The sequence below is a fragment of the Limibacter armeniacum genome (assembly GCF_036880985.1).
Classification (GTDB): domain Bacteria; phylum Bacteroidota; class Bacteroidia; order Cytophagales; family Flammeovirgaceae; genus Limibacter; species Limibacter armeniacum.
Map to the genome: position 1 here is coordinate 3,115,591 of NZ_JBAJNO010000009.1, position 12,148 is coordinate 3,127,738.

The window sequence follows — 12,148 nt, forward strand, 5'->3', positions numbered from 1 at the left end:
AAGTTGACATTGGAAATGAAAGACGTCTTGAGACGTACCTTTCCCAATGCACAGACAGAACCTGTCGTGCACAAACGGAGAACCGTTATATCCGACCATACAGAAAAGGGATTGCACAATGTGTCAACCCGAAAAAGAATAAAAGACAAAAGGAACTCTTGCCTTTGTTAGAGAGAAATGACCTTAACAGGGTGGGTGAAAGATGTTGTGGGTGTAGAAGTCAAATAACTTCTGCGTGTAAGGGGTGGTGTGTTTGATAGCCAATAATGGCAGCACTGTTTTTTCCTGTGCTGCTACCTGTGTCATTTCTTGAATTAAGTAAACAACGGTGGAGATTGGCTTCTCCGCTTTCTTTTTCTGTTCAGAAGAAGTCTGTTCCACTTCTTTCATCAGGTGACATTGACCGTTACAGTGAAGCTCAGGTTTGTCCTTGTTGATACAGAAGTATTCCGTGATGAAATCTTTGCGGAGTTCGTAGTCGAGGTAATACAAAGGTATAGCCAAGGTGTTCAGCAACAGAAGTGCTGAAAGCATCAAAAGACTATATTTTGTATAGCACTGCTTCAAACCAGATTGTTTTAAGTGATTTTAAAAGTGTCGCAAATATAGTCGCCAAGATTGTTAAGGACAATAAAAGTGTGTGTGATTGAATGTTAATAAAAAGCCTGAACACGAATCTGTTTGGCAGTAGCGCTAATGCGGTTAACTTTGCGGAACTCACTTTGAGTGATCTAAACTGTACCATGAATACTTTGAATATGCAACCTTCAGACTACCTGCATCAGCAGTTCGGTTTTCCGCCTACGGCAGGACAAGCCAAACTTTTTGAACTGCTCAATGACTTTATTCTTGACAAGGAGCGAAAGCGAAAGGCTTTCCTGCTGAAAGGGTATGCAGGTACCGGTAAGACGACGGTGGTAAGTGCATTGGTACAGGTGCTCAAGCGCTACAACCACAAGACCCTGATGCTTGCGCCTACGGGTAGGGCAGCGAAGGTGATGTCAATCTATGCAAAGAAGATGGCATTTACCATTCACAAGATCATCTTCACGCAGAAAGAAGACCCTAATACGGGAGTGCTTCAATTCAAGCGTCAAAGAAATTACTACACCAACACAGTCTTTATTGTGGATGAGGCTTCCATGATTGATGACAGGCAAGACATCAGCGGCAGGGGACTGCTGACAGAGTTGGTGAATTATGTGTATGAGAATCCGGACTCAGGCAATAAGTTGCTGCTGATCGGAGACACGGCACAGTTGCCGCCCGTTCACCAGACCTTAAGCCCTGCTTTGGACCCTGACTACCTGTCAAAAGAATTTCGTCTTGACCTGACCAGCCACTTATTGACAGAGGTCGTAAGGCAGGAGGCTGAATCGGGCATTCTTTTCAATGCGACTTCTATCCGTAATGAAATTTCCAAGCATACGGCTCAGATAGGCTTGGTAACCAAAAGCTACAAAGATGTCTATCGTATGACAGCCGATAAGTTGGAAGACGGTCTCCGATATGGCTACGACAAATTCGGCATTGAGAATACGGTGATCATTTGTCGTTCCAACCGTACAGCTACCCAATACAACCAGTATATCCGCCGAGCGATTCATTTTCGTGAAGATGAATTGGAAGCAGGGGACCATTTGATGGTGGTGCGGAACAACTACCATTGGTTACCAGAGGATTCACCTGCAGGCTTCTTGGCGAACGGTGAATTTATTGAAGTCATGGCAGTCCGCAATGTAGAAGAGATGCACGGGTTCCGTTTTGCAGATTTGACGATCCGACTAATTGACTATGAAAACCACCCGAAGGTAGAGGTAAAGGTGCATTTGGATACACTTCATTCTTTTACACCCAACTTGTCTAGAGAGGACAACCGTAAGCTGTTCGAAAGTGTGGTGGCAGGCTATGCCGATGTGGAAGACAAGAAGGCACGCAACAAGATGATCCGTGAAGACGCATACCTAAATGCCTTGCAGGTAAAGTTTGCCTATGCATTGACTTGCCACAAGTCGCAGGGTGGTCAGTGGGATGCCGTGTTTGTCGATCAAGGTTTCCTGACAGACGAGATGCTGGACCATGATTTTATGAGGTGGTTATATACGGCGATGACACGTTCCCGCAGCGAGCTTTACCTGATGAACTTCAAGCCAGAATTTTTTAAGTAACGATTGTGGCTTACGGGCAAAATCCAAAGCCTATCGATAAAGTGCAATCAACAGGTATTTGATCTTATGCCGAATGATTGATGCAATAAATATTAGGCACGATCAGACGGACCTCCGTTTTTGAAAGGGCGCTTCAAGCGCCTTTTTTTATTCTTGCCTTTTTTCATACATGGTTTGTGGATGGGGATGGTGTTGTTACTTTCGTGTTTTGGTTATTTTAATTGGGGTGGGGTGAAAAATCGGCAATAGATGGTTAGTGCATTTATTGCGCCCTTTCAGGGCTTAAAAAAATAGCCTTTCCTTTTACGATGGGATAAATCCCATCACTGATGTATTTAGCCCCTTCGGGTAGGGTGTCCAAAGGCATAAAAAAAACTCTTGCCATTTTTGTGTTGAACTGAAAATAAAATTTTCGCACAAAATACGGAAAGAGTTTATGTCGGTAAACATACAGCAAAAACAGCTACAGGACAAGTTTAATCACCGTTACACGGTTAAGAAGTTACGCGGAAGGGTCTGTGCACTGGAAAAAAGCAGAGGGAGTTGGAAGGGGAAATATCAGAATAGCCAACAGTTGCTCAAGGCATTGGAAAGAGAGAACAAGCAGTTGCGGCAACAGCTGTCATCTGTAGGTCCTCCAGCTGAGCACTCGCTCCCCATAGCTGGACATAAGTACAATGTCTTGATGGTGAGTATCTGTATACACCTCTATGTAGTGGGCGGCTGCAGCTTTCGGGGTGTGGTTTCTTGTCTGCAATATTTGAATAGTGCACTGGGCTGGCACTTGACCAGCCTTCCAAGCAAGAGCGCAGTCGAGACTTGGGTCAAGAAGCTGGGGTATTTTTCTTTCAATCAAGGAGAAGGCCGTTTTACCGACAAGGAGTATGCCCTGATTGTGGATGAATGCATGACCATTGGTGATGAACGGATGCTGATGGTACTGGGCGTGGAGGCAGAAAATACCACAGCAGAGGTACTTACGACCGCTGATGCGGATGTACTTCACATAGAAGTACAGAAATCTTGGAAGGCTGACCAGATCAAGCGTGTGCTGAAGGAGGTGGCCCAGACACAAGGCGAGGCACCTAAGTACGTCATCAGCGACTCGAACAACAATTTGGTCGCAGGTATCAAGGCTGCGGAACTTTGCCGAGTCAAGGATGTTGGTCACCAGCTGGCGCTACTGGCAGAAAGGTGCTACAAGAAAGATGATCGATATATCGCCTTCATGAAGTCGTTGGGAGCCTGCACCCACAAAAACATTATGAAGCCTGTGGCTTACCTATTGCCGCCAAGGCAGCGTGACCACTCCCGCTTCCTAAATCTGACGCCCACTATCGATTGGGTGTTGGCGATACAAAAAAAATATTCCACCCTAACCCGGGAAGAACAGGAATGCTTTGCCTTCCTGCAGGAACATAACGAGATTGTCAAGGAGTTGGAAACACTTGTTGTTATCACCTGCAAGATCAACAAACACCTTAAGAACAGTGGATTATCCACCGAAAGCATTGATGTGTGCCTCTCGTACTGTGAGACAGTAACACCTTATGAGAAACTGAATAAATTCATAGAAACTGTGAAAACATACCTGAAGGAAGAGGTCTCGAAACTGGAAGAGCAGGCCTGCTGGCATTGCTCTTCTGATGTTATTGAGTCTTTATTCGGCATCTTCAAGTACAGGAAGTCTCCCAATAAGCTGTATGGTGTCACCTCCTATGTGCTCTACCTGGCACTGGTAACAAGAAAACTTGCTGGCAAGGTGGTATTGGATATCGATATCAAGAGCGCTCAGGAACAGGTTTTTCTGTCCAAAATCAAGGAGTGGGAGGTTAATTACCTAAAAGAAAATCAAGTACTTAAACGTATGAAAGCACTCTCAAATTGACCGGAAGAAAATCTAATGTTTTGGACATCCTACCCTTCGGGAATAGGTCACCGATCTTTCTTTATCTTAATCATTGTCCTGGAAGGACAACATCTGTAAGTGGTGGATTTTAATCCATCGACGTATCCATCGATCAAACAATCAAATATGGGTCAGTCCTTAGTTAAAAACTATGTTCATCTTATCTTCAATGTATTCCATTCGATGGGTTAAAACCCACTTCTCAAGTTTAATCATTGTCCTGAAAGGACAACATCTGTTAGCGGTGGATTTTAATCCATCGATGTATCCATTGACATATCCCATCGAACATAATTACCACTCCCTTTACCACATGTTTCATATAAACCAATCCACCTTATGAGTATCAATCAAATGGCCTTGCGAAAAAGGCAAGAAGAATTGGAACGCTTGCAACTCAAGCGTGATTCTATCCTTTGTGATTATATGAAGGTCAATATCAGGATCAGAAAAATAGAGATGAAACGCAGGCAACTCGAAGAAGCGTATAGCCGGATGGAAACCTTGCATAAGAAAGCCTCTTCCGTGATGGTAAATGGCAAAGGAAGTAGTCTTGATGTTGAGATTGATTTTTATCAGAGCCGTTACCAAATGGGAAAAATTGAGCGCTTCTATGCCAAGCATTCCGATTGGTTGTTGGCAGAACTAAAGGCTAAGGAAAGAGGCTTGAAAATGATGGCAGATGAATTGACGGCTGTGTGTGAAGCGTTGGAAGCAGAGCTGAATAAAACAGAAGAGCCTGTATCGTCACCAACAACAAGTGATAAACAAAGTAATCAGGCAGTTTCGCCACCCATTGACTTGCCCCATATTGAAAATGTAGAGGAGAGAATGTTGATTGGTTTAGGGCTTGGTCACGGGGAGTACAAAAAAATTAAGGCCGGCTAAAGTATTTTCATCCATAAACTTACATGATACCTGTTGCTGTTTGAGATAGATAGCAAACGGGAGAGGTATGTCCTACGCTTTGTAACTACTTTGCCTATCGCATTTTTTGTCTTACTTTTAGGTGATGCTGATTTGTCGCATCCCAATTTTTCAAGACCTCTATGAACACTCGCTTCACTGTACTGACTCGGCAACTCCCTTTTATATTGAGTATCCTTCTGATATATGGCTGCAAAGATACGCCTTCACCTATAAGTGAACCTTCCAACAAGCCTTTATCCCTTGAGCTTCCTCCTCAATTTGGGAATGGTTATGTCTTGCCCGAGAACAATCCACTTACTGTAAAGGGAGTGGAACTGGGGCGTAAGCTTTTCTATGACAAAAGGCTTTCGGGAGACAACACCCAATCCTGTGCGAGCTGTCACCAACAGCAGTTTGGTTTTGCTTCCAATATGGTGGCTGATAAAGGAATTACAGGGGAAACAACAGGCATGAATACCATGGCGCTTTCCAATTTGATCTGGCAAAAGAAGTTTTTCTGGAATGGCAGGGTCAATACATTGGAGCAACAGGCATTGGCACCTATTGAAAACCCTTTGGAGATGCATCAGGATTTGGATGAACTAGTGGAAGAGCTGGAAGCGGATGAAGTATATGTCAAGCTCTTTGAACTGGCATTTGACTCGGCAGGCATTACGGCAATTAGGATAGCCGAAGCCTTGTCACAGTTTGAGCGGACACTGATCTCGGCAGACAGTAAGTATGACCGTTATCTGGAAGGAACTTATGAGCCAACCGATATGGAGTTGAAAGGGATGGAATTATTTTTCACGCATCCAATTCCCGATCAGGGATTGAGAGGGGGCAACTGCGGTGACTGCCATTTGGGTCCCTTGGTCGATGGAGACCAGTTAGGCTTTCAGGGTTTTCACAACAATGGATTGGATTCGGATGAAAACCTGAAGGACGGATTGGCTGCCGTTACAGAAAAAGCAACGGATAAAGGCAAATTTAAAGCGCCTTCTCTACGGAATATAGCATTGACGGCTCCCTATATGCATGATGGCAGGTTTAATACATTGGAAGAAGTGGTGGAGCATTATGATGAACACATTATAAAGAGTGAAACATTGGACCCGCTGATATTGGAGGCGAGTAATGAGAAGCTGTTTCCTGATGACCCGATCAAACTTTACCTGACCGATGAAGAGAAGCAGGCTATCGTTGCTTTCTTGCATATGCTGACGGACGATACTTTTGTTACCAACCCTGATTTTGCAGACCCAAATCAATAAAGCCATGAAAATCCTGAATGTGATATGCCTTGCCAGCCTACTATTGTTGTTGGGCTGCGATAAAGAAAATGAGGCGACCAAAAATGTACAGCTTTCCATACAGCTGGAGTTGCTGATGGACGGGGCACCATTGGTACTGGAAGAGCAGCATTATACCAATGCATTGGGAGAAACGTTCGAGGTGAGCGACTTCCGCTTTTACCTGACCAATATTTCCCTGCAAGGCGAATCGTCTGATGCGGCATTCAGCGAGTCGGAAAGTTATCACCTGATTGCACACGATGGCATGAGCAACGAAGCATCGTTTACAGTCTCGGGTATTCCATCCAAACAGTACGATACCATTACGTTTGCGGTTGGTGTAGATCCTGACCGCAACTATTCCATTGACAACACAGGAGACCTTGACCCAAACAATGCGATGGCATGGAACTGGAATACGGGTTACAAGTTTGTCTTGCTCGAAGGAAAGTATTACCCCGATGGAGGTGAGGCAAGAGGATTGGCTTACCATATCGGTGGTGATGACAACTATAGGGTCGTGACCTTGCCAGCTGCGATGGACTTGTCAAAAGGAGACGGCACGCTAAAGCTAAAGGTAAATGTGGACAAGATATTTGGAGACAAGGCAGAGCAGTCGTTGCCGGAAGCATCAAGAAAAACCACCTTTATCACTTTGGAACGCAATGGTCCGGAAGATACCATGTTTGGTCCCTACACACAGTTGATTGCTAACAATTACGCCCAGATGTTTGAAGTGGTTCAGTAGAGGATTTTATAGGGCGACCACATTGAGTCGCCCCACAGTTATATTGAAAAAGGAATGGGAAACACAAACTTCCTTAGTGTGCTAGTCTGTCTGATAATCGGGTTGTGGTCATGTACTGCGACACCCGAGTTGTCGCCACCTGCACCTGAAAGAAATCCTACCACTTCGGCAGGCATTGCGTTGGGAAAGCAATTATTTTTTGATCCGTTGCTTTCTGCAAACCGCAAAGTGTCCTGCGCCACCTGTCACCAACCAGACAAAGCCTTTACGGACGGCGTATCCCTATCAACCGCAGGTGTAACAGGAAACCAATTGTTACGCCATGCGCCGACACTGATGTATATAGGCTGGTCAGAAAAATTATTCTGGGATGGCGGTGCCAATGATTTGGAGTCACAGGCATTTGGGCCACTGACCCATCACGATGAGATGGGCATTGACCTGAAAGAACTAACCAAAAGGTTGAATGAGGACGCAGGTTACCGCCAGCAGTTCCAAGACTTGTTTGGAATAGATTCCGTACAGAGTGCTTATGTAGCCAGAGCATTGGCACAGTACCAACGTTCGCTCTATCTTTTCAGCAGCCAGTATGATGCAGTGAAGAAAGGAAAGGCTGCTTTTTCGGAAGAGGAACTGAGAGGGGAAAAAGTTTTTATCCGCCATTGTGAGCGCTGCCATCGGCTTCCGTTGTTTACGGACTTCCGTTACCACAACAATGGTTTGGACACCTTATATAGTAGTGCACATGAAGGAATGGCACAAGGTCGTTACCGCATCACGCTGGACAGTGCAGATATGGGCAGGTACAAGACACCAACCCTAAGGAACATTACACTGACTGCTCCGTATATGCATGACGGTCGGTTTGCAACCTTGGACGATGTGCTGGAATTTTATCAGCAAGGAATTAATCAGACTGTTTATCTTGATACTTTATTGTTGATGTCCAAGAAAGAGGAACGCTTCTCTGATGAGGAGCAGCAAGCCCTAAAAGTTTTTCTTCAAACCTTAACGGATGACTTCACCGAATAAAAGAACATAACGAACTAACTTTAATCTCGATTTTTATGAAATGGCTTTTCAGGCTTGCCCTGTTTTTTATACTGACTGTACTGACGCAAGTTGGCGGCATGATCTACCTGATCACTTTATCCTTGATAAGACCCAAGTCACAAAGAAGCATCAAACGTCTAGGTACATTCGTGTTGCTTTATGCGGTGAGTAACTTATGGCTTGTCCCCCAATTGGCAAGGTTGGCAGGACGTGAACCTGTCGCAAAGCATACCCATCTGGAAGCCGCTTCCTTTGTGACAAACCTTTGTTTCAGGAATTATGTCAGGCCCCAGCTCAATGAGGTATTGGCAGCAACTGCTGATAAGGTGGCGCAACAATACCCAGTCATTAAAGTCCATTACCTTGATGCCAACTTTCCTTTCCTTAATGGTTTTCCATTGATCCCGCATTTAAGCCACAATGATGGCAAGAAGGTCGATCTTTCTTTTATTTATCAGGATGCAGACGGAAAGCTGGTCAATGAAGTGCCGACCGTCACGGGTTATGGCGTGTTTGAAGCACCGAAAGAAAATGAGAAGGATACAGCAAAGGAATGTGAGCAGTCAGGGTATTGGCAATACAGTTATGCTCGCTACCTGACAATGGGAACAACGCATTCGCAGTTGAGCATGAATGTAAAGGCTACCCGTTACTTGCTTCAAAGTCTGCTCTTATCTGAGGAAGTGGGAAAAGTTTTTCTTGAACCACATCTTGTCAAGCGAACAGCTGTGCAGGATGCCCGCATCAGGTTTCACGGATGCCATGCCGTCAGACATGATGACCATATTCACTTACAGTTGAGATGATGATACGCATAAAAAATCCCCTGTCTCTTTAGGAGGCAGGGGATTTTTTCATCTAATGTCTAGCACTGGTACCTAACGGCTTATTTTTTACTAAACGTCTCTTTATTCAACCTGTGATTGATACGTGATACAAAAGTGGCTGCACTTGAAACACCAAAAATATTGGTAGCAGTACGTCCCATGTCAATCAATGAGTCAACAGACAGTACAAAGGTCAGGACAATACCCATTACGGCAGGGTCAAGTCCCATTAGCGTCATGGCTGTGATGGCTGCAAAAGAGGCTGTGCCTGGAAGTCCTGCTATTCCGAACGAAGAAACCAGTACTGCCAGCAGCATTGTCACGATAGACGAGACAGAGAATAAGTCTACGACTGTTGTTCCTGCCAAGGCATTGGTTACGCCCACACCCAGTACGATCATAAATACAGGCCACATAGCGCCACATGCGTTCATACCCATTGTAGTTCCTAGTGAGGCTGTAATGTTGGCTGTTTCCGTATCCACGCCATTTCTTTCTTCCAATGACTTAATGGTAACAGGAAGCGTTGCACCACTTGACTGTGTGGAGAAACCCGTCACAATAGCAGGTAGCAGGTTTTGTATATGGTTGATCGGGTTCAGGCCACTTGCCGCCTTCACGACCATATGCATCACAAATATCAACGCCATCGTCAGGTATGATACGCCCACAAACTTGGCAAGATCTCCAAACAAGGCAGGGCCTTTGTCAGCCACCGCCACACTTATCAGGGCAAGGATTCCATAAGGAGTCAGTTTGATGACCGTCATGGTGATGGAGTTGACGATCACTTTTATGGCATTGAGTCCGTCCACAACCAGCTGCACTTTTTCAGGTTTTTTGCCATACATCCTGCGGGTAGCAAAGCCAACCATCAGCGCGATAATCAGCGTACCGAGGATATTGTTTTCGGCGAAAGCTGCAAAGATGGAGGTAGGAACATTTTTGGTGTAACCATAAATCACTTTTCCCAGTGAAGCATCCCCAATACTGCTGATGCGTTCTGCAATCCTGCTGTCCGACTGTTCGGCAGTATTTTTTGTGATATCAATCAAGTGACCGAAGTCAAAGGCATTGGAAGTGGCAAAGGCAATCAGTGCAGCACCTGTGATTGATAATATAAAATAGGCTAAAACCTGCCCAATAGATTTGCCAAGGTTGTTCTCTTTTCCGATATGAATCAGGGTAGTGGTAATGCTTACAAAAATAATAGGGACGATCATTAACCTTAATAACCGAATATATACCCCAGAGACGGACTTGATATAAAATTTAAGCTCTGCGTAGATATCAGCAGGCATAAAGTGATAGATCAATAAACCAAAAGCAGCTCCAAGTCCAATCGCGGAGAGGTTACGGTAAAGGAATTTTACCTTTTTGCTTGAAAGTGTTCTCAGTAAAATGATTAGGGCTAAAAATGCCAGCAATCCGATTATCAATGCCATAATGTTTTAAAAAAAGATGAGCAAAGAGAAAGTGACTTATAATCAATGTCCTCTTTTAAGCCTATATATTTGATAGAGAAATGTCCCGAATGAGTTAACATTATCAGGTTAGGAATGTTCTCCCTACTTGTTTAAGAATTCTCAAATATTAACAACGCTAGAATGTATTGTAGTTTACAATGATAATAAATTCGATGAATTTTTAAGACCGAATCAAAAACGAACAACGGATTACCATGAAAAAGGAGATTACGGCTATCAGGAATTTTCTGAAAGAAAGTGAAAAGCTGAAGTTTGAGTTACGACATAGCTATTTGTCTAATGGGAGAGTAGAAAGTGTAGCCGAGCATTGTTGGCAATTATCTTTACTGGCCATGATGATCACACCTTACCTTAAGGTACAGGTAGATACACTAAGGTTACTCAAGATGATTGTAGTACATGACCTTGTAGAGATTTATGCAACAGATATTCCATTGACCGAATCCCTTTCCAATCCTGAAATCAAAAAGCAGAAAGAGCTGAATGAGAAGAAAGCGATGGAGAAGATTCAGACCTTGTTGCCGAAACTGATTGGTGAGGAAGTGTTTGATCTTTGGAATGACTATGAAAACTACTTGAGCAATGAGGCGAAGGTAGCGCACGCACTGGATAAAATGGAAGCACAGGCACAGCACAACGATGCGGGTGCAGACACATGGGAACCTGCTGAGTATAGGTTTGCATTTATGCTCGAACGTTATGCCGATATTGATCCTGCCCTAATGCAATTAGCAGACCTTCTGTCAGAAGAGGCGGAGCAGATGCTGATAGCAAAAGGGGTGGATGTCGCCCAAGTGAAAGCGCAAATCAAGTAAGTAAAAGAGGACTAGATTTTTATTATCAAAAAATAACCCAATGAAATACACACTGCTTTTGAGTTTGCTATTGGTTTGCAGTACGCTTCTCGGTCAGAGCAAGTTTACAACCGATCCTGATGCTGCTCAGCTCGTGACCAGTGATATCGATAATTTCTGGAAAGCTTTTAACCTGTTGGGAGGTGGCTATCCGAGAAACCCTTTTGGTGACAAATACCTTGAGATAGGTAGCCAAGGGCTTAAGGATTTTATTCCCCATCGTATTCAGCATGCCGATACATTATTGCAACGAGTAAGGGACAACAAGGAAAAGTATCTCGGGTTGAGGGACAATACTTATCGAATCAAGGAAACAGAGAAGCAGATCAGGTCAACATTTTATGCGTTCAAGTATTGGTACCCTGAAGCGCAGTTTCCGCCTGTATATTTTGTAATCGGTGTGTTTAACTCTGGAGGGACAGCCACCGAAAATGGATTGATTATCGGAGCGGAGATGCAAAGCCGCATTGAAGATGTGCCATACATTGTGGCACATGAGCTGATTCACTTTCAGCAAAAATATGACAATGAAAATCCTACGCTGCTAGAGCAAGCAATAAAGGAAGGTAGTGCAGATTTTTTGGGTGAGTTGATCTCGGGAAAACATATCAATCAAACAGCCTTTGCTTATGGAGAAGCCCATAAGGAAGCATTGGAAAAAGAGTTTCAGGAAAAAATGAATGGAATGGATTACAATGGTTGGCTTTATGGAGGCTATGAAAAGGATGACCGCCCGAATGACCTTGGCTACTGGGTGGGCTATCAGATTACCAAGGCATATTTTGATAAGCAACCTGACAAGCACAAGGCGGTGAAAGATATTTTAAACATCAGTGATTATGAGTCTTTTCTAAAGGCGAGCAAACATTTCGATCAGAAATAAAAAAAAACGGCTGAG

Annotated in this window: 12 protein-coding genes; 9 read left to right on the forward strand and 3 right to left on the reverse strand. The window is 44.1% G+C overall.

The genetic code is table 11. From position 1 onward, the window contains the following. Positions 1–183: 183 nt before the first annotated feature. Positions 184–534, reverse strand: a complete 351-nt coding sequence (locus V6R21_RS30680; RefSeq protein WP_334247307.1) for a hypothetical protein — start codon at positions 532–534, stop codon at positions 184–186. 209 nt (positions 535–743) lie between these two features. On the opposite strand from V6R21_RS30680, the gene V6R21_RS30685 reads away from it, so the two are divergent. Next, on the forward strand, positions 744–2,168 hold the full coding sequence (locus tag V6R21_RS30685) for an ATP-dependent DNA helicase (protein WP_334247308.1): 1,425 nt from the start codon (positions 744–746) through the stop codon (positions 2,166–2,168). A gap of 262 nt (positions 2,169–2,430) precedes the next feature. On the opposite strand, the gene V6R21_RS30690 is transcribed toward V6R21_RS30685, so the two are convergent. Further along, positions 2,431–2,553: a hypothetical protein gene (locus tag V6R21_RS30690; protein ID WP_334247309.1), complete on the reverse strand. Its 123-nt coding sequence runs from the start codon at positions 2,551–2,553 to the stop codon at positions 2,431–2,433. 51 nt (positions 2,554–2,604) lie between these two features. Between V6R21_RS30690 and V6R21_RS30695 the strand changes: the two genes are divergently transcribed. The 6 genes from V6R21_RS30695 to V6R21_RS30720 all read left to right on the forward strand — a co-directional run bounded on the left by V6R21_RS30695 (position 2,605) and on the right by V6R21_RS30720 (position 8,888). After that, positions 2,605–4,056 carry a hypothetical protein gene (locus tag V6R21_RS30695; protein WP_334247310.1) on the forward strand — a complete coding sequence of 484 codons (1,452 nt, stop codon included), beginning with the start codon at positions 2,605–2,607 and terminating at the stop codon, positions 4,054–4,056. A gap of 360 nt (positions 4,057–4,416) precedes the next feature. After that, positions 4,417–4,965, forward strand: coding sequence for a hypothetical protein (locus V6R21_RS30700; protein WP_334247311.1), 549 nt, complete (start codon positions 4,417–4,419; stop codon positions 4,963–4,965). Between the two features lie 161 nt (positions 4,966–5,126). After that, the gene (locus tag V6R21_RS30705) at positions 5,127–6,260 is read left to right on the forward strand and encodes a cytochrome-c peroxidase (protein ID WP_334247312.1); all 1,134 of its coding nucleotides are present in this window, start codon (positions 5,127–5,129) and stop codon (positions 6,258–6,260) included. Between the two features lie 4 nt (positions 6,261–6,264). Then, the gene (locus tag V6R21_RS30710) at positions 6,265–7,029 is read left to right on the forward strand and encodes an MbnP family protein (protein WP_334247313.1); all 765 of its coding nucleotides are present in this window, start codon (positions 6,265–6,267) and stop codon (positions 7,027–7,029) included. Between the two features lie 54 nt (positions 7,030–7,083). Continuing rightward, positions 7,084–8,061: a cytochrome-c peroxidase gene (locus V6R21_RS30715; RefSeq protein WP_334247314.1), complete on the forward strand. Its 978-nt coding sequence runs from the start codon at positions 7,084–7,086 to the stop codon at positions 8,059–8,061. 35 nt (positions 8,062–8,096) lie between these two features. After that, on the forward strand, positions 8,097–8,888 hold the full coding sequence (locus tag V6R21_RS30720) for a hypothetical protein (protein WP_334247315.1): 792 nt from the start codon (positions 8,097–8,099) through the stop codon (positions 8,886–8,888). 80 nt (positions 8,889–8,968) lie between these two features. Here the strand turns inward: V6R21_RS30720 and V6R21_RS30725 are convergent, their stop codons facing one another. Further along, complete coding sequence (locus V6R21_RS30725; protein WP_334247316.1) at positions 8,969–10,354, reverse strand: cation:dicarboxylate symporter family transporter; 1,386 nt, start codon at positions 10,352–10,354, stop codon at positions 8,969–8,971. A gap of 236 nt (positions 10,355–10,590) precedes the next feature. On the opposite strand from V6R21_RS30725, the gene V6R21_RS30730 reads away from it, so the two are divergent. Both V6R21_RS30730 and V6R21_RS30735 read left to right on the forward strand, forming a co-directional pair. Continuing rightward, entirely contained in the window at positions 10,591–11,211 is a 621-nt protein-coding gene (locus tag V6R21_RS30730) for an HD domain-containing protein (protein ID WP_334247317.1), read from the forward strand. 40 nt (positions 11,212–11,251) lie between these two features. Next, entirely contained in the window at positions 11,252–12,133 is an 882-nt protein-coding gene (locus V6R21_RS30735; RefSeq protein ID WP_334247318.1) for a DUF2268 domain-containing putative Zn-dependent protease, read from the forward strand. The last annotated feature ends 15 nt before the right edge of the window (positions 12,134–12,148 follow it).